The organism is Kitasatospora sp. NPDC098663 (assembly GCF_044760075.1).
Taxonomy (GTDB): domain Bacteria; phylum Actinomycetota; class Actinomycetes; order Streptomycetales; family Streptomycetaceae; genus Kitasatospora.
Genome location: NZ_JBIWAP010000002.1, coordinates 262550 through 280713, shown reverse-complemented (window position 1 = coordinate 280713; position 18164 = coordinate 262550). Strand labels below are relative to the sequence as shown.

Genomic DNA, 18164 nt, shown 5'->3' with positions numbered 1-18164 from the left:
CTCTCCGCATCGTTGAGGAGCCGAGGAGTGACGCCGTGACCACCACCGCGCTCACCGTCCACACCGACATCGACGGCACCAGCCACCCGCGCGAGGCCGTCCTCGCCTGGGAGCTCGACCGCGCCCGCACCGCCCTGCGCCTGCTCAAGCAGCGCCTCGGCGACGACCGGACGCGCGAACTGCTCACCCCCGACACCACCGCCGCCGACACCGCCCTGGCCGCCTGGGCCCACGCCTCCGGCGGCCGGTGGAGCACCGCCGTCACCGAGCTCACCGCCACCGGCATCGACGCCGACCGCTTCCTCACCTGGTGGCAGGGCCGCCTGCACGCCCCCGACCGGGACGCCCTGCTCGCCGCCAACCCCGAGCACTACCTGGCCGACTCCACCGGCGAACGGGTCGAGATCATCGAGACCCTCGGCACCGGCCCGGCCCGCTTCTTCCTGCGCTTCCACGACGACGTCCCGATCGCCGGGCCCGGCCACCAGGCCTTCCCGGTCCGCATCGGCGGCACCGGGACCCTCGCCGACGGCACCGAGGTGCTGCGGGTGATGCACGAGTTCGCCGACACCCCGGACGGCCTGCGGATCCGTCTCACCGTCCAGTTCCCCGAGGCCGCCCCCGCCCTCCTGGGTACCGGTCACCAGTGGCACTTCGCCTGCGAGTTCGCCAACTGGCTGGAGGCCGCGGCCCGCGCCGCCTGACGCCCCGGCGCCGTTCGCCCCCCCCGGACGTTCGCCCCCCGACGTTCGCCCTTCCAGGAGGGGCGAACGTCGCCTACTGCGGCCCCCGCACGTCCTCCCGCCCCCGCAGCGCCCGCTCCAGGTCCTTCAACGCCTGCCCCAGCAGCCGCGTCCCCGCCCGCACCACGTCCCGCTGCACCCCCGCCGGCGCCTGCGCCAGCCGTTCCTCCAGCCGCGCCTGCGCCTCCCGCACGGCGCCGAACTCCACCGGCTGCCCGGTGAGCAGCGCCGCCCCCGCGAGCGCGGTGGCCAGCCGCAGCTCCTCCGCGTACTCCGCCGTCCCCGGCACCGGGTCGGCGTCGGCGGCCGGCAGGTGCGCCTCCAGCAGGACGGCGACCCGTCCGAGGTGCCCGACGGCCGCCCGGGCCCGGTCGACCTGGCGCCGGGACACCCCGGGCAGCCCGGAGGCGTGCCGGCCCGGTTCGGCGTCGGCGCGCTGCATGGCCTGGAGCAGTTCCGAGCGGGCCTCCCGGGAGTCCAGCAGCGCGGTCCGCACCGCCCGCCCGCGCGGCGCGGCCGGGTCCTCGTAACAGGCGACCACCGCGGCCGCGTACCGCCCGGCGGCGGCGAGCCACTCGGCCAGCCGCTCCCCGAGCCGGGCGGTCTGCCAGGTCGGGAAGAGCGCGTACGTCACCAGCGCCACCGACCCGCCGAGCAGGGTGAGCCCGACCCGCTCGAAGGCCGTCGTGAGCGGGTTCCCGGCCTGGAGCCCGAGCAGGAACACCACGTACGTCGAGATCCCGACCGTCGTCAGCGCGTACCCCGTCCGGAACGCGAGGTACGACCCGCCGATGCACAGCACGGCCAGCGCGGCCAGCACCCACTCCCCGGGGTGCGTGAGCTGCACCACCAGCGTCGAGACGGCGACCCCGACGACCGTCCCGGCCAGCCGGGCGACACCCCGGCTGTAGGTCTGGGCGAAGTCCGGCCGCATCACCATCGCGGCGGTCATCGGCGCCCAGTAGCCGTGGTGGAAGCCGATCAGCCGGGCCAGCAGGTAGGCGACGGTGACCACTCCGGCGAGCCGGACGGCGTGCTGGAAGATCGCCGAGCGCGGCCTCAGCTGCCGGCGCACCGTCCGCAGCGCGACCGGCAGCATCCGGAGGATCGACGGCCTGTGCAGCGCCCCGCCCGCGCCGATCACGGGCGTGGTGATGGTGTCCGCGTCGCCCCGCTCCAGCGTGTCCGCGGCCTTGCGCAGCAGCCCGCCCAGCCGGCGGGCCGACCGCCGGGCCGCCCCCTGCAACCGCGGCCCCTCGTCCGGCGGGACCAGGGTGAGCGTGGGCGCCGAGCGGGGCAGCCGGACGGGGTCGCCGGTGCGGACGGCCCGGGCCAGGGCGTCCATGACCTCGGCGGCGGCCGCCAGCACCTCACGGGCCCGGTCGCGTTCGGGCCCCTCCTCCGGGGCACCCACCTTGGGATCGGCGAGCGCGGCCAGGGTGGGCCGGATGCGCTCGGCGAGGCCGCGCAGGCCGCGCAGTTCGGCCGGCCGGTGGCGGTCCTGCCAGGGGGTCAGGGCGGCGGCGTGCCGGGCCGTCATGAACGGCTCCGGGTCGACGTGCGCGGTCGGATCCTGTCTCAACCTGCGCGCGTAGTCGGCGAGTTCCGCGTAGGTGTCGGCGAGGGCGTCCCGCTGGGCACTCCAGCTCCCGATCGGCCACAGGGTGATGACGACGGCTTGGACGACCCCGCCGAGAGCGGCGACCAGCCCGTGTCCGAGCGCGGCGGTCGCGCTGACCGGGAGCTGGACGACGATCAGCATCACCGAGACGGTGTTGGTCGCGACCACCCCGGCGGTCGGCCCGACCGCCCAGGCGAGCCCGGCGCCGAAGGCCCACACCGCGAGCAGCACCGGGAACAACCCGGGCACCCCGGCCGCCAGATAGCCGAGGAAGGTGCTGATCCCGAGCCCGGCCCCGGCCGCGACGGCGAGGCTGGCCCGGGGCCGGAAGCTGCGCTGGAAGGTGGCCGTGCCGGCGATGAAGGCGCCCATCGCGGCCGAGGTGGCGAGCGCGACCCCGCCGAGCGCGAGGGTGGGGAAGAGCACCAACGCCACCGCGACGGCCCCGCGCAGGGCCCGCTTGGGGTCGGTGAGCGCCCGGTCGAGGGTGAGTCCGGTCCGCGCGGTGTCGCGAAGGGCGGCGAACCAGGACATACGGGTCAGCCTAGGGCACGCCTTCCGCGACCGGCGCTCGTGACCGCCGGATCCGCCGCAGCCGCGCCGCCGCCCAGAGCAGCGCGCCGGTCGGCAGGAACACCGCGTCCGCCGCGATCATCGCGAGCGAGAACACCGGCAGCCCGAGCAGCAGCGCGATCCCCAAGTGTTCGGCCAGCAGCACGGCCAGCAGCACGTTCTTGACCCGCCGGTTGAGCAGCGTGAACGGGAACGCGACCTGCACGACCACCGTGCCGTACGAGATCAGGAAGACCGGCAGCAGCGCCGAGCCGACCAGCCCCGACAGCCACGGCCAGGGCGTGAAGTAGTCCAGGTGCAACGGGTAGTACAGCGCGGTGCCGTCCTGCCAGCGCGAGCCCTGCACCTTGTACCAGCCGGCCGTCGCGTAGATCAGCACCACCTCGACGGCGATCACCAGCATCGCGCAGTTGTGCACCATGTTCGCCAGCGCGTCGAGCACCGCGCGCGGTTCGCCGTCCGGCCGCAGCCGCCCGAGCGCCCACCAGAGCCCGGCCACCGCCCAGAGCCCCCAGAACAGCGGCGCCCAGCCGGCGTACGGGAAGGTCCGGGCCGTCCAGGTCAGGCTCTCACCGGAGAAGCCGCCGAACTGGCAGGCCGCCAGGGCGGCGCCGAGCAGCACCCAGAGCACCACCCCGGCCCGCCCCGGCCGGGCCCGCCGGGCGTCCAGCGACCACACCTCGGCGCAGCGGGTGAAGACCAGGTAGACCGCCATCAGGTGGACGACGTTGTCGCCGCCGTCGCCGAGGAAGACGTCGCGGTTCTGCAGCGACAGCACGGTGACCAGGAACAGCACCGCGCTCGCCCTGGTCCGCCAGCCCAGCACCACCGCGACGGCGGCCAGCACCGCCAGGTGGTAGACCAGCTCGAACCAGGGCCGCCCGCCGAACCACGGCAGCACGGTGAACGCCCCGTTGTCGGTCAGCAGCCGCTCGGCCAGGTCCATCGACCAGGGCGACCGGTCCCCGTACAGCACCCGCCGGTTGGGCCACTCGCGCAGCAGGTAGGCGAGCCAGACCAGCCCGAAGCCGATCCGTACCACGGCGGCCTGGTGGCGGCCCAGCGCGCGCCCGGTGAAGGCCGCCATCGCCCGGGCGGCCAGGTCGGCCGGGCCGGGCCCGCGCGGCGCCGGATCGGGCCGGGCGGCGACGGGCGGTTGCCCGGCCTGGCGCGGGATGCCCTCCGACCACCGCGGCTCAGGCGGCGGCGAGAGCTCGGGCGAGGCCTCCGGCGACACCTCGCTCACCCGAGCTCCCGGTAGTCCTCGTCGTCCACCGGCCACCAGGGCAGCTCCCGCACCTTCGGCGCCGGTGGCGCGGTCTCACCGCTCCAGGACGGCGGCGGGACGGTCACCGCGGTGGCCCGGAACTCGATCTCCAGGACCCGCTCGCCGTCCACCTCCCGGCCGATCCGCTGCAGGGCGATCCGCTTGAGGTACTGCTCGGCGAGCCTGCCACGGGTGTTGGTCAGAGCCTCGTCCTGCGGGTTGTGCGAGCCGTCGTAGAAGTCCCAGGCCCGGCGCAGCAGGTTCTGGTCGACGTGGCTGGGGGCGGGGTTGTGCCGGATCGCGGCGAGGTCCTGCGCGGTCAGCCCGGTCCAGTCGCGGGTGCGGGTGGTGCCGTCGGCGGCGGCGGTGCGCACCCGGGCGTCCAGGTTGACGTTCTGCTGCAGCGGATTCGGCGCGAACAGCCGCCAGTTCTGTTCGAACTCCGGGTACACCAGGCCGTCGACCTCGTTCCGGTACTGCCGGGACAGCGAGTTGGCCGGCGCGACGTGCAGGAACACCGCCGCGAGGAAGAGCCCGGTGCCGACCACCAGCACCGCCGCGGTCAGGCCGAGCACGAGCTGCGCGGGCGTCGACCAGACCCGTCCGGCGGCCGGGCGGTCCGTCGTCTCCGTCATGGCCTCCCCGGCCCGGTCGGCGCGCCGCCCGGGTCCCGTCCCGGCGCGGTCGCGCGCCCATCCTGCCCTACCGGGCGAACACGACGGTGCCGGACGGGGCCACGGGGCTACGAAGCCAACAGGCCCACCGGCCTACAGGACGAAGGCGTCCTGGTCGGTGCTGCTCACCATCGGACGGCCCGCGCCCTCCCAGGCGTACATGCCGCCGTCCACGTTCACCGCGTCCCGGCCCTGCTGCACCAGGTACTGGACGACCTGCGCGGAGCGGCCGCCGACCCGGCAGAGCACGTACAGCTTCCCGTCCGGCAGTTCGCCGATCCGGGCGATCACCTCGCCGAGCGGGATGTGCAGCGCGCCGTCCACGTGGCCGGCGTCCCACTCGTCCTGCTCGCGCACGTCCAGCAGGGCGGCGTCGGCGGGCACTGCGGCGGCGGTGGTGGAGGGGATCTGCGCGAACATCGTGTGGCTCTCCTGGGGCTGGGTCGGGTCGGTGCCATTGTCGCCCACCGGCTGCCGGTGGCCGTCGCCCGCCGCGGCCGGGGCGCCGAGCAGCCGCGCCAGCTCGGCCTGCTGGGCGGCGGCCTTGGCGAGCAGTTCCTCGGCGAGCTGCTCCAGCAGCCGGTCCGGGTCCTGCGGGGCCAGCGCGAGCAGCTGGCCCATCGGGGTCTGTTCCAGCCGGACCTGCTCGGTGGCGGTCTCGGTGATCTTGCCGGTCAGCCACTCCAGCCGGCGGCGCAGCCACTCCAGCCGGTCGGGGGAGTCGGTGCCGGGCGCGGCCTCGGGCGCGGTGGACCACTCGGCGGACAGGCCCTCCAGCGCGGCGGCGTCGCCGACCGCGTAGGCCTCGTTCACCCGGGCCAGGAACGCGGCCCGGCGCTGCTGCTCGGCCGGGTCGGTGCTGAGGTCGGGGTGGGCCCGGCGGACCAGCTCGCGGTAGATCCGCTGGGCGTCCCGCCCGGGGCGCACCCGGGCCGGCGCGGCGGGCGGCGGGGCCGCCTCCTGCTCCCGGACGGAGTCGAACAGCGCGTCCAGGTCGGGCAGTTCGTCGACCTGTCGGCGGGCCTCGGCGGCCCGGCGGAGGTCCTCGGGGTGCCCGGTCCTGGCCGCGACCGCCTCGGCGACCAGCGCCTCCAGCTCGTCCAGCCGGGCGTAGAGCGGGCCCAGCAGCTGATGGTGGATCAGCGCGAAGTTGTCGATCTCGACCCGCAGCGTCTGCACGTCGACGTCCATGCTGAGCCAGGCGAGTTCGGCGGCGGCGACCCGCTCCTCCAGCTCCTGCTGCTGCGGGTCCGTCCAGCGGACGGGGCTCTGCGCGGTCACTTCTCGCCTCTGTCTCGTCCGGCCGGCTGCGTCCCTGCGGAGCCGCCTCGCGGGGTGGCCCGGCCTGCCACCCTACCCTCGCGCGCGAAAGCCCCGTCCGGGGCAACGGGGAGTGCGAACCGGCGCGCGCCGCACGGCACGCAACCGATCCTGAGGAATCTCCCCGTTTCGCTATCACGCCCGGGCCGGTCCGTGCTTCGCTAGGGCGTGTCTGATGATTCGCGTCGGATCAGCACGCGGCGTCGGGCGCCCGGCGGACTCGTTCAGACACGCCCTCAAGCCCGGCACGATCCACAAGACGCGCCCCGGGTTTCCGCACAGCGTGCCTTCCTCCGGAGAGACGGCCGCCTCCAGGCGTGGCGGCCAGGCGGGAGCAGACCGAATCCATGGTGGCCGAGTCCAACTCCACACCGCGTCCGGCGGACGCCGAGGCCGTACCGGGTGACCACCCGACCGGCGTGGCCGCCATGGTCCGGCTCGCCCTCGTCCTGGTCGACCGGGCCGGACGGATCGCCCAGTGGAGCCGGGCCGCCGAGGAACTGTTCGGGCACCGCGCCGAAGTCGCCCACGACCGGCCGGCCAGCGGACTGCTGCCCGCAGTGGAACCGCTCGCCGCCCCCGGCCAGGCCGCCGGGTCCGTCGTGCGCCGCCGCCGCGACGCCCTGGACACCCTGGCCGCGCTGACCGCCGACGGGCGCCCCTGGGCCGGCCAGCTGGCCGTCATCGACCGTGAGGAGCACCTGCGCGACGTGCTCTGGTGGGCCTGGCCGCTGCCCGACCCGTTCGGCGGCCTGCTCGCCCTCGCCGCCGACGCCCGGCCGCTGCGCACCGCCGGCCCCCGGCTCGCCCTCGGCGAGCGGCTGCTGCCGTTCGCCGCCGCCCCGCCCGCCCGGGGCGGCTTCCACCGGCTGGGCGCGGCCCTGACCCCGCCCGGCCGACTGGGCGCCGGTCCGCTGTCGGCCGACCGGCTGGCCGGGCTGCTGCCGGCGGGTTCGGCCGCGCGCCGGGCGCTGCTGCTCGACGTGCTGGACCAGGCCGGTCTGCCCGCCCTGCGGCTGGACCCGGCCACCGTGCTGCCGGTCCTGCCCGCCGACCCGCAGGCCGCCGCCGCGCACGCCGCCGCCGGACTCGGCCGCCGCTACCCGACCGCCCAGCAGCGCGCCGCCCGGGTCGGCCCGCCACCGCAGCCCGAGCAGTCCGCGCCCCCGGCCCGGACGGTCCGGGGTCGGCCGCCCGGCCCGCTGCCGGCCCAGCGCGAGACCGCCGAGCGGTCCGCGGCCGCCCAGCCGTCCGGCGCCGCAGGCGCCCCGGCAGGCGTCCCACCGACCAGCCCGGCCCTGACCGCCCCGGCCCCTGCGGTCCCGCCCCCGACCGCCCCGTCCCCGACCGGAGGAGGAGCCGCCATCGAGCCGGCCGCCGCCGAACCGTCCGCCGGCGGCCGTCCGCCCCGCCGCACCGACCGGACCCCTGCCGCCCCCACCGGCGCCGAGGGCGCCCAGTCCGGGCGGCTGAGCCCGTTCCTGACCAACGGGCAGGCCGGCGAGCAGCTGGCGCTGCTGAACGAGGTCGGCGGCAAGGTCGGCACCACCCTGGACCTCGGCTTCACCGCGCACGAGCTCTGCCAGGTGCTGGTCCCCCGGGTCGCCGACTTCGCCTGCGTGGACCTGGTGGACGGGCTGATCTCCGAATCCGAGCTGCCGGCCGCCCGCCCGGACGACGACACCATGCTCCGCCGGGTCGCCCTGGTCTACAACGAGACCGGCGGCGCCTGGGACCACGTGCTGTCCGAGGGCTCGCTGGTCAGCATGCCGCGCCGCACCCCGCCGGGGATGGCCCTGCAGCTGAACCAGCCGGTCCTGGTCCCGGTGATCAGCGCGGACGTCGCGGTCGACTACGCGATCGCGCTCGGCGGGGCCCGGCTGGCCCCGGTGGTCTCCGGCCGCTCGATGCTGGTGGTGCCGCTGTCCGCCCGGGGCACCGTGCTGGGCATCCTCAAGCTGCTCCGGCTGCCGGACCGCGCCCCCTTCGACGAGAGCGACGCCGCCACGCTCAAGGAGCTGGCCGTCCGCGCCGCGCTCTCCCTGGACAACGCCCGGCTGCACCGCGCCGAGGCCAGGGTGGCCACCACCCTCCAGCGCTCGATGATCCCGACCCGCCCGCCGCAGATCCCCGGCGTCCAGATCGCCCACCGCTACCTGCCGGGCGACCCCAAGGCCGAGGTCGGCGGCGACTGGTTCGACGCGATCCAGCTGCCCGGGAGCCGGGTCGCCCTGGTGGTCGGCGACGTGATGGGCCACGGCCTGCACTCGGCGGCCGCGATGGGCCGCTTCCGGACGGCCATGCAGACCCTCGCCGCGCTCGACCTGCCGCCCGGCCAGCTGCTGCGGCACCTGGACAACCTGGCCCACAAGCTCGGCGACGACCACCTCGCCACCTGCCTGTACGCGGTCTACGACCCGATCAACCGGACCTGCGAGCTGGCCAGCGCCGGCCACGTCCCGCCGGTGCTGGTGCACCCGGACGGCTCCGGCGAACTGCTGGAGATCCCGGCCGGCGCGCCGATCGGGGTCGGCGGGGTGCCGTTCGTCGCCAAGACCATCGACGTCTCGGACGGCTCGATGCTGGTGCTGTGCACCGACGGCCTGGTCGAGGTCCGGGGCGGCGACATAGGAGCGGGCCTGGCCGCGCTCTGCGGCAATCTGATCGACCCGCTGCAGAGCCCCGAGCAGGCCTGCGACGTGGTGCTCAAGCGGCTGCACTCGGACGACCGGAAGGACGACGTCGCCCTGCTGGTGGCCCGCTTCGACGGGGTCGCCCCGTCCGAGGTGGCGACCTGGGACCTCAGGGTGGACCACCGAGAGGTGCGCCGGGCCCGTTCGCTGGTCCGCGAGCAGCTGGCCGGCTGGCACCTGGAGGCGCTGAGCGACATCACCGAGCTGCTGGTCAGCGAGCTGGTCACGAACGCCGTCCGGGTGGCCCGGGACCGCGTCCGGCTCCAGCTGATCCGGGTGGACAAGCTGCTGGTGGAGGTCAGCGACGACAACCACAACCTGCCGTCGCTGGAGCCGGCCGAGCAGTTGGGCGAGACCGGCCGCGGCCTCACCCTGGTGACCAAGCTCGCCGAACGCTGGGGCACCGCCCGCAAGGCGGTCGGCAAGGTGGTCTGGTTCGAACTCCCCCTGCCGCACGCCTGACGGCCGGCTGCCCGACGGCCGTCAGACGGTGCGTGGATCAGGGGACGAGCGCGCCCGCCGGGCGCCGCCGGGCCTCCACCGCGACCTCCAGCGACGCGGCCGCGGCCACCGAGGTGGCGGCCCCGACCCCGGCCAGCACCCGCGGCCAGAAGTCCCCGAACACCTCGACCGAGACGGCGAGCAGCAGCGCGGTGATCACCGCGACCACGTGCTCCAGCCCGGCGAGGTTCGGCAGCACGACCGCCTCGCCGACCATCATGACCACCACCAGGCCGGCGGTGAACCAGGCCCGGCAGCGGAACGCGATGCAGATCGCCAGCGCCACCACCGCGGCCGACGGCCCGGTGTCCCGCACGTAGGCGACCCACTTCGGGAAGCCGAACAGGTGGCCCGGGCCGAGCGCCACGCCGATCCGGGCGAACAGCGTGCCCGCCAGGGTGCAGGTGTAGGCCACCACCAGGGTCATCCGCCGGCCGAGCACGATCTCGGCGACGCCGAAGACCACGAACACCTGGGCCAGCGCGCCCCAGACCGGCAGGTCCAGCGCCGGCACGTACAGCGAGAGCGGGGTCCGCAGCAGCGAGACGTCCAGCGGCAGCGCCGCCTTCACCACCCCGATGCGGTTGACGAAGTGCTCACCGCCCGGAAGGTGCTGGGTGATGCTGAACAGGAGGATCAGAAACGTCGCCGCCGTGGCCATCGGAACGGCGGCGAACTTCTTGCGCGCCACCGCGTCCCGCACCGTCGCGTACAACGTCCCCCACTCGGCGACAGCGGCCGATCTGACCAGTGCCAGCGACCCCTCCCGCACGCCCCCCGCGTGGGTCCTGTCCATCACAACCGTTACTCCCGAATCCCCGAACTTTCTGAGCCACTCCCACATTAGAAGCCTCTTAACAAATCCACATCGGCATAGATGCGGATCAGGGTCATCCTCTGGGGGGAGGGATATCCCTGACCTCACCCCCTATCCGACCTCCCGGTCCCCTCCGCCCCCCGGCGGAGGGCTACCCCTTCCCGTCCCGCGCCGCGACCGGGAGCCGGGGCGCCACCACGGCGGCCCCGGAGTGCCGGCGGTGGAACAGGGCGGGCAGGCTCGGCGCGACGATGAAGCCCTCGGCCCGCGCGCTGGCGATGCCGATCCGCGGGATCTCGCTGCTCTTCTCGAACAGCAGGTAGCGGGGCTCCCAGATCGGCCGGTACTTGGCGTTCGCGCGGTACAGCGACTCGATCTGCCACCAGCGCGAGAAGAAGCCCAGGACGGAACGCCACAACCGCAGCACCGGTCCGGCGCCGAGCCGCGACCCGCGCTCGAAGACCGAGCGGAACATCGCGAAGTTCAGCGACACCCGCTTCAGCCCGACCTCCTCGGCACGCTGCAGCAGCTCGATGACCATGAACTCCATCAGGCCGTTCTCGGTGTCCCGGGCCCGGCGCATCAGGTCCAGCGAGAGCCCGTCCGAGCCCCACGGGACGAAGCTCAGCAGCGCCTTGAGCTCGCCGTCGCCGTCGTGGCACTCCAGCATCACGCAGCGGCCGTCGCCCGGGTCGCCGAGCCGGCCGAGCGCCATCGAGAAGCCGCGCTCGGTCGCCCCGTCGCGCCACTGGTCGGCCTTGGCCACCAGCTCGGCCATCTCGCACTCGGGGATGTCCTCGTGCCGGCGGATCCGCACCGTGTACCCGGCCCGCTTGACCCGGTTGTACGCCTGGCGGACCACCCGCATCGCCCGGCCGTCCAACGAGAACTCGTCCAGCTCGACGATCGCCTCGTCGCCCAGCTCCAGCGCGTCCAGCCCGTGCCGGGCGTAGATCACGCCCGCCTCCTCGGAGGCGCCCATCACGGCCGGCGCCCAGGCGTGCTCGCGGGCCTCGGCCAGCCAGGAGTCGATCGCGCCCGGCCAGGCCTCCGGGTCGCCGATCGGGTCGCCCGAGGCCAGCGAGACCCCGCCGATCACCCGGTAGGTCACCGCCGCCTTGCCGCTGGGGGAGAAGATCACCGCCTTGTCCCGGCGCAGCGCGAAGTAGCCGAGCGAGTCCCGCTCGCCCTGCTTGTCCAGCAGCGAGCGCAGCTTCGCCTCGTCCTCGGGGTTCAGCAGTTCCTTGCCGCGCGGGCTGCGGAAGGCCACGTAGAACACCAGCAGGAAGAGCACCGCGCCCATCGCGTTGATCGCCGCGTTGACCCAGGTCGGCGAGGAGATCACCGAGCGCAGGTGCTCCGAGGGGTTGATCGTGATCATCCGGCCGACGGAGTAGCGGAAGAGGTCCCAGAAGCCCGCGCCGCCGAGCCCGTTGGTCGCCCAGACCAGGAGCGCGCCGACGACCCCGCCGAACAGCAGCCCGCCGACGAAGGTGGCCGCCGCGGTCTTCGGGTTGGAGCGGTCGCCCTTGGACGTGAAGTCCTTCCGCCCGATGGCCAGCGCCAGGACGAACAGGCAGGTCAGCACGGTGGAGATGTAGTTGAGCGGGTGGTCCCTGAACCGCTCGCCGGGCGTCACCATGGCCAGCAGGTACAGCAGCGCGAACAGGCTGGCCAAGGCCGCGTTGAAGATCCAGGCGGCCCGCTTGCGCCGCCGCATCGCGATGGCCAGGAAGACCGCCAGCACCGCGCTGGCCAGGCCCGAGGTCATCAGGTACGGGGTGAAGTACTCACCCTCGTTGTGCTCGTTGACCTGGTTCCCCCACGGCACCAGCAGCACCGTCGCCACGTTCAGCAGCGCCAGCAGCCGGAGGTACCACACGGAGACGGCGGCGGCCCGCGGGCGCCAGCGGTCGAGCACGCCGACGGGCCGGGGCCCGGTGGACGTGGCGGAAGGCTCCGACTTCACAGTGGACGACACAGCTCAATTCCAAACGATCAGATGGTGGGGCGCATCCGCACACGGCCCGGCGACGGGTGCCCGCAGGGGGCCCGACGGACTGACCGGCGGCCCTCACCTCGACCGGGCGCCCACTGAATGGAGCAGGCCGACAAAGGGCAGCCAACTCCATGGTTCCCCACCCTGCCTGAGAATTGCGTGAACCGGGTAGCGGATTCCGACCCCCGCCATGTGGCGGGGGTGAGGACCGCCATCCGTTCGGCGCCCCACCCCGGCTACCCCTACCCTCGAAACGACCCGCGCGGACCGCCCGACCCCGGCCGCCAGAACCGAGGAGGCACCATCACCGACACCCGCGTGCTGATCGTGGACGACGAGATCCTGGTCCGCTCCGGCCTGGGCCTCATCGTCGGCTCCGCCCCCGACCTGGAGGTCGTCGGCGACTGCTCCGGCGGCCAGGCCGAGGAGCACGTCCAGCGCCTGCGCCCGCACGTGGTGCTCCTCGACATCCGGATGCCGGACCTCGACGGCATCTCGGTGCTGCGCCGGCTGCGCGCCCTGCCGGACCCGCCCGCCGTGGCGATGCTCACCACCTTCGACAGCGACGAGTACATCGGCACCGCGCTGCGGGCCGGCGCCTCCGGCTTCCTGCTCAAGGACACCGCACCCGAGCAGCTGGTCCACGCCGTCCGGGTGCTCGCGGCCGGCGGGAACATCCTGTCCCCGACCGTGACCCGCACCGTGATCGGCGGCTACGTGGACGGCGGCGGCCCGGACGCCGAGGCCACCTCGCTCGCCCGCACCCTCACCGGCCGGGAGCTCGACGTGCTGGCCCTGCTCGGCGAGGGACTGTCCAACGCCGAGATCGCCGACCGGCTCTTCCTCGGCACCGGCACCGTCAAGGACCACATCAGCGCGATCCTCGGCAAGCTCGGCGCGGCCAACCGGGTCCAGGCGGCGGTGCTCGCCCATCGGGCCGGGCTGGTCCGGCCGAAACCCGGCGACGGGGCATGACGGCCACCGAACAGCTGCCGTCCAGACGGCTCCCGGCCTGGTGCACCGCCCCCTGGCTGATGCTCCTGCTGCCCGCCCTCTACTCCCTCCTGGACGCCGCCCTGGTGGCCCGGAACTCCCCGTGGTGGCAGATCGCGCTCTCCACGCTGGCCGCCGTCGCCCTGCTCTGGCGCCGCCGCTTCCCGGTGGCGGTGCTGCTGCTGACCATGCCCGGCAGCTACGTCGACGACATCTGGCTGGCCCCGATCACCGCCGTCTACACGGTGGCCGCCGAACGCCCCCGCCCGCGGATCGTCATCCCCTGCGCGACCCTGTTCACGCTGGTCGAGTTCTTCCACTGGCCGCTGTCCGAGCAGACCCTCGAACTCAGCCGGGACACCGCGCTCTACGCCATCCAGTCGGTGATGCTGGCCGCCGGCCCGGCCGCCACCGGGCTGCTCGCCCGCACCCGGCGGGAGCTGGCCGCCCGGCTCGACGAGCTGACCCGCGGCCAGGAGCGGGAGAGCCGGCTGCTCGCCGAACGGGTGCTGATCAGCGAGCGCGGCCGGCTCGCCCGGGAGATGCACGACGTGGTCTCGCACCAGGTCAGCCTGATCAGCATCCAGGCCGGCGCGCTCCAGGTGAGCACCGGCGACCCGGCCGCCGCGACCACCGCCCGCACCATCCGCGAACTGGCCGTCCGCACCCTCGACGAGCTGCGCCAGATGGTCGGGGTGCTGCGCAGCACCGCCGGCCCGCGCCCGGACGCCCCGCTCGCCCCGCAGCCCCGGCTGGCCGACCTGCCCCGGCTGATCGCGGAGAGCGGGCTGGCCGCCGACACCGAACTGAACCCCGGTGACCGCCCGTGGCCGGAGGCGGTCGAGCGGGCCGCCTACCGCACCGTCCAGGAGGCGCTCACCAACATCACCAAGTACGCCCCGGAGGCGGCGGTGCACGTGAAGGTCCGGGCGAAGGGGCGCCGGCTGCGGGTCGAGGTGCGCAACGACGCGCCCCCGGTCCACCCGGACGAGATCCTGCCGGGCGGCGGCCACGGCCTGGTCGGCCTGCGCGAGCGCGCGCAGCTGCTGGGCGGCTCGCTCACCGCCGGCCCCACCCAGGACGGCGGCTTCGAGGTCCGCGCCGAGCTGCCCGCCACCCGTTCCTGACCGGGCAACGAGAAAGCCCCGCAGATCCGTAGATCTGCGGGGCTTCGCTGTGCGCGAGGGGGGAGTTGAACCCCCACGCCCTTTCGGGCACTGGAACCTGAATCCAGCGCGTCTGCCTATTCCGCCACCCGCGCATGGGTGTCGTCTTCGTTGCCGACCGATCTTCCGAACCGCTCGGTACCATGTGGTCTTCGCGTTTCCTTGGACCGGCCTCCCTGGTGGGCGGCCCTTCCGACGTGGAAAACAGTAGCACGACCCGGGGGGCCGCTCCGAATCCGTTCTCCGGCGGGACGAAGCGCATCCGAACGGATGCACGACGAACGGGCGAGCGAGTGACGGGAACCCATCCGGACGGGCACACCTGGCGTGCCGTACCCGGTATGCGTCACCCTGTGTGTCCGAGCCCACCCCCGGGCACCACGCTGTCCGGGAACCGTACGGAAGGGCCCGGCGTGGATACGATCAGTACGGAAGTACCGCAAGTAGGCACGACCGACTCCCGGCGGGATCCGGTCGGCAGGCAGGCGAACGAACCCTGGAAGGGGGTGTCCCATGGGAGTGCTGAAGAAGTTCGAACAGCGGCTTGAGGGTCTCGTCAACGGCACCTTCGCCAAGGTGTTCAAGTCCGAGGTCCAGCCCGTGGAGATCGCCGGTGCGCTGCAGCGCGAGTGCGACAACAACGCGAGCATCTGGAACCGCGACCGCACCGTCGTGCCGAACGACTTCATCGTCGAGCTGAGCCCGCACGACCACGAGCGGCTCAGCCCCTACTCCGGGCAGCTGGGCGCCGAGCTGGCCGGCATGGTCCGCGAGTACGCGGAGGCCCAGCGGTACAGCTTCATGGGCCCGCTCCAGGTGAACCTGGAGAAGGCCGACGACCTCGACACCGGCCTGTACCGGGTGCGCAGCCGCACCCTGGCGGCCGAGGAGCCCCAGCAGTACGCCCCGCAGCAGCAGCCCGGCTACGACCGCCAGCCGGCCGCGCCGGCCCCCGGCGCACCGTGGCAGCAGACCGGCGCCGGCCAGTACGGCGCGCCCCCGCCGCCCGCCGCGCCCCCGGCGATGCCCGCGGGCCCGCCCGCGACCTCCGGCGGCAACGTCCGCGCCTTCCCCGGCGCCGGTCACGGCGCCTCGCTCCGCCGCTGGATCGAGGTGAACGGCGCCCGCCACCAGATCACCGGCGCGGCCTGCGTGCTCGGCCGCTCGACCGAGGCGGACGTGCGGATCGACGACCCCGGGGTCTCCCGCAAGCACGCCGAGATCCGCCCCGGCACCCCTTCGATGGTTCTCGACCTGGGATCCACCAACGGCATCGTGGTGGACGGACAGCACACCCAGCGCGCTACGCTCCGCGACGGCTCCCGCATCGTCGTGGGCTCCACCACCATCGTCTACCGACAGGTCGAAGGGTAGTGTCCGAGTTGTTCGCGCGCCTCGCTCACCGACAGGCGGGCCGGCCATGTCAGAACTGACCCTCACGGTCATGCGGCTGGGCTTCCTGGCCGTGCTGTGGCTGTTCGTCATCGTCGCGATCCAGGTGATCCGCAGCGACCTGTTCGGGACCAAGGTGAACCCCCGCTCCTCCCGTCGCGGCGCGGGCGCCGCCCCGGGCGGCGCCGCCGCCGCTCCCGCCGCCGGACGCGCCGCGCAGGCCCCGGCCGCCGCCCCCGCGGCGGGCCAGACCCAGGGCGGCGGCCGCCGTCGCGGCGCCCCGACCCAGCTCGTGGTGGTGCAGGGCTCGCTGGCCGGCACCACCGTCGCGCTCCAGGGCCAGACCATCACCCTGGGCCGCGCGCACGACTCCACCATCGTGCTGGACGACGACTACGCGTCCTCCCGGCATGCCAGGATCTATCCGGATCAGACTGGGCAGTGGACAGTCGAGGATCTAGGCTCCACCAACGGCACCTATCTGGACCGGCAGCGCCTGACCGCGCCCACTCCGCTCCAGCCGGGCATGCCGATCCGTATCGGCAGGACCGTCATCGAACTGCGGAAGTAGTAGCGCATGAGGGACAGCATCCCGTCCATGACCCAGAGGGGGGCACAGGTCGCATGACCCTGGTGCTGCGCTTCGCCGCCGGCTCCCACAAGGGACTGATCCGGGAGGGGAACGAGGACTCCGGCTACGCCGGGCCGCGGCTGCTGGCCGTGGCCGACGGCATGGGCGGCGCCGCGGCCGGCGAGGTCGCGTCCTCCGAGGTGCTCGGCTCGATCGTCCGGCTGGACGAGGACGTGCCGGGCGCCGACCTGCTGACCCTGCTGGGCGACGCCGTCCAGGGCGCCAACGACCGGCTCCGGCAGATGGTCGAGGAGGACCCGCAGCTGGAGGGCATGGGCTGCACGCTGACCGCCATGCTCTGGACCGGCCAGCGGATGGGCATGGTGCACGTCGGCGACTCCCGCGCCTACCTGCTGCGCGACGGCTCGCTGGTGCAGATCACCCAGGACCACACCTGGGTGCAGCGCCTGGTCGACGAGGGCCGGATCACGCCGGAGGAGGCCGAGACCCACCCGCAGCGCTCGCTGCTGATGCGGGCGCTCGACGGCCGCGGCCAGGTCGAGCCCGACCTGTCGATCCGCGAGGTCCGCGCCGGCGACCGCTACCTGATCTGCTCCGACGGCCTCTCCGGCCCGGTCAGCCACCAGACCCTCCAGGACACCCTCGGCAGCTACTACTCGCCCGAGCAGACCGTGCAGGAGCTGATCCAGCTCGCGCTGCGCGGCGGCGGTCCGGACAACATCACCTGCATCGTGGCGGACGTCATCGACGTCGGTGCCACGGACACCGCCAGCGGCCAGTACAACGACGTCCCGGTGGTGGTCGGCGCGGTCGCCGACACCCCGCCGTCCTCGGCCGCCGCGGACCGCTCGATCGCCGACACCCCGGCCGGCCGCGCCGCCGGCCTCGGCCGCGCCCCGCAGGGCGCCTTCGGCCCGGCCGAGGGCTACGACGCCGGCTACGGTGCCGCCCAGGGCGGCTTCGGCCCCGCCGAGGGCTACGAGGGCGAGTACGGCTACGGCTCCGGCGAGCCCTCGGTGTACGGCGCCGAGGAGTTCGACGAGGAGCCCCCCGCGAAGCGCAAGCGCAAGGGCCTCACCGTCTCGGTGGCCGTCCTGGTCACCCTCGGCCTGCTCGGCGGCGCCGGGTTCCTGGGCTACCAGTGGACCCAGGACCAGTACTACGTCGGCAAGCAGGGCGATCACGTCGCGGTCTACCAGGGCATCAACCAGAACCTGGCCGGCCTGAGCCTGTCCTCGGTGCACACCGCGTACAAGGACGTCGAGCTCAAGTACCTGCCGCAGGACCAGGCCGAGCACCTCAACAAGACCATCTCGGCCGACAGCCTGGGTGCCGCCACCGCGACCGTCCAGGAGCTCGACGGCTGGGTCAAGCTCTGCAAGAAGGTCGCCGACGCCCGGACCGTCCCGGCCGCCCAGGGCACCCAGGCGGCGCAGGCCACCCACGCCGCGTTCCTGGCCGTCACGCCCACCCCGGGCGAGAAGACCCGCCCCCCGGTGGCCCCCACCACCCCGGCCCCGGCCACCCCGACGCCGACCGCCCCGAGCCCGACCACCCCGGCGCCGAACGCCGCCGCGCCGAACACCGGCCCGTCGGGCGACCTGTCCGGGCTGACCGAGGAGGAGCGCAGCCGGGCCGACTCCTGCCCGAAGCAGTGACCTCCGTGATCCGACATAGGCCCGCCCCGAGCGGGGCAGCCGGCCGTCAGGGAGCGGTCACCACGTGAGCACCTACGACCTGAGCGACGACACCGGCCGGGCCGGCAGGCGCCGGACGGCCACCGACCGCGCCGCCACCCGGCGCCGTGCCAACA

General features: G+C 74.4%; 13 protein-coding genes and 1 tRNA gene. 7 read left to right on the top strand and 7 right to left on the bottom strand.

Translation table 11 applies throughout. The features are described from left to right. The first annotated feature begins 35 nt into the window (after nucleotides 1-35). On the top strand, nucleotides 36-704 hold the full coding sequence (locus ACIQVZ_RS03315) for a hypothetical protein (RefSeq protein WP_063348437.1): 669 nt from the start codon (nucleotides 36-38) through the stop codon (nucleotides 702-704). Nucleotides 705-777: 73 nt separating this feature from the next. Here the strand turns inward: ACIQVZ_RS03315 and ACIQVZ_RS03310 are convergent, their stop codons facing one another. The 4 genes from ACIQVZ_RS03310 to ACIQVZ_RS03295 all read right to left on the bottom strand — a co-directional run bounded on the left by ACIQVZ_RS03310 (nucleotide 778) and on the right by ACIQVZ_RS03295 (nucleotide 6159). Next, nucleotides 778-2898 (bottom strand): FUSC family protein, encoded by a 2121-nt coding sequence (locus ACIQVZ_RS03310; RefSeq protein WP_350876791.1) that lies wholly within the window; start codon nucleotides 2896-2898, stop codon nucleotides 778-780. 10 nt (nucleotides 2899-2908) lie between these two features. Then, the gene (locus ACIQVZ_RS03305) at nucleotides 2909-4183 is read right to left on the bottom strand and encodes an HTTM domain-containing protein (protein WP_402446733.1); all 1275 of its coding nucleotides are present in this window, start codon (nucleotides 4181-4183) and stop codon (nucleotides 2909-2911) included. Further along, complete coding sequence (locus ACIQVZ_RS03300) at nucleotides 4180-4839, bottom strand: DUF5819 family protein (protein WP_350876788.1); 660 nt, start codon at nucleotides 4837-4839, stop codon at nucleotides 4180-4182. The genes ACIQVZ_RS03305 and ACIQVZ_RS03300 overlap by 4 nt, the downstream gene beginning before the upstream one ends. A 132-nt stretch (nucleotides 4840-4971) precedes the next feature. Further along, on the bottom strand, nucleotides 4972-6159 hold the full coding sequence (locus ACIQVZ_RS03295) for a rhodanese-like domain-containing protein (protein ID WP_402446729.1): 1188 nt from the start codon (nucleotides 6157-6159) through the stop codon (nucleotides 4972-4974). A gap of 356 nt (nucleotides 6160-6515) precedes the next feature. Here ACIQVZ_RS03295 and ACIQVZ_RS03290 point away from each other — a divergent pair, with 356 nt between their 5' ends. Then, a complete protein-coding gene (locus ACIQVZ_RS03290) occupies nucleotides 6516-9353 on the top strand; it encodes a SpoIIE family protein phosphatase (RefSeq protein WP_402446726.1) in 2838 nt (945 codons plus the stop codon). 37 nt (nucleotides 9354-9390) lie between these two features. On the opposite strand, the gene ACIQVZ_RS03285 is transcribed toward ACIQVZ_RS03290, so the two are convergent. Both ACIQVZ_RS03285 and ACIQVZ_RS03280 read right to left on the bottom strand, forming a co-directional pair. Continuing rightward, on the bottom strand, nucleotides 9391-10188 hold the full coding sequence (locus ACIQVZ_RS03285; RefSeq protein WP_350876782.1) for a hypothetical protein: 798 nt from the start codon (nucleotides 10186-10188) through the stop codon (nucleotides 9391-9393). A 172-nt stretch (nucleotides 10189-10360) separates the two neighbouring features. Further along, nucleotides 10361-12190 carry a phosphatidylglycerol lysyltransferase domain-containing protein gene (locus ACIQVZ_RS03280; RefSeq protein ID WP_402446723.1) on the bottom strand — a complete coding sequence of 610 codons (1830 nt, stop codon included), beginning with the start codon at nucleotides 12188-12190 and terminating at the stop codon, nucleotides 10361-10363. Nucleotides 12191-12511: 321 nt separating this feature from the next. Here ACIQVZ_RS03280 and ACIQVZ_RS03275 point away from each other — a divergent pair, with 321 nt between their 5' ends. Next, nucleotides 12512-13183: a response regulator transcription factor gene (locus ACIQVZ_RS03275; RefSeq protein WP_063351251.1), complete on the top strand. Its 672-nt coding sequence runs from the start codon at nucleotides 12512-12514 to the stop codon at nucleotides 13181-13183. Further along, nucleotides 13180-14328 (top strand): histidine kinase, encoded by a 1149-nt coding sequence (locus ACIQVZ_RS03270; RefSeq protein WP_350876780.1) that lies wholly within the window; start codon nucleotides 13180-13182, stop codon nucleotides 14326-14328. Before ACIQVZ_RS03275 ends, ACIQVZ_RS03270 begins: the two co-directional genes overlap by 4 nt. Nucleotides 14329-14378: 50 nt before the next feature. Here the strand turns inward: ACIQVZ_RS03270 and ACIQVZ_RS03265 are convergent. Further along, nucleotides 14379-14462: transfer RNA gene (locus tag ACIQVZ_RS03265), tRNA-Leu, on the bottom strand. A 418-nt stretch (nucleotides 14463-14880) separates the two neighbouring features. Between ACIQVZ_RS03265 and ACIQVZ_RS03260 the strand changes: the two genes are divergently transcribed. The 3 genes from ACIQVZ_RS03260 to ACIQVZ_RS03250 are packed head-to-tail and all read left to right on the top strand — an operon-like array spanning nucleotide 14881 to nucleotide 18009. Then, nucleotides 14881-15741 carry a DUF3662 and FHA domain-containing protein gene (locus ACIQVZ_RS03260; RefSeq protein WP_350876778.1) on the top strand — a complete coding sequence of 287 codons (861 nt, stop codon included), beginning with the start codon at nucleotides 14881-14883 and terminating at the stop codon, nucleotides 15739-15741. A 46-nt stretch (nucleotides 15742-15787) separates the two neighbouring features. Further along, nucleotides 15788-16330, top strand: coding sequence for an FHA domain-containing protein (locus tag ACIQVZ_RS03255; protein ID WP_350876776.1), 543 nt, complete (start codon nucleotides 15788-15790; stop codon nucleotides 16328-16330). Between the two features lie 53 nt (nucleotides 16331-16383). Then, on the top strand, nucleotides 16384-18009 hold the full coding sequence (locus ACIQVZ_RS03250) for a PP2C family protein-serine/threonine phosphatase (protein WP_402446719.1): 1626 nt from the start codon (nucleotides 16384-16386) through the stop codon (nucleotides 18007-18009). The last annotated feature ends 155 nt before the right edge of the window (nucleotides 18010-18164 follow it).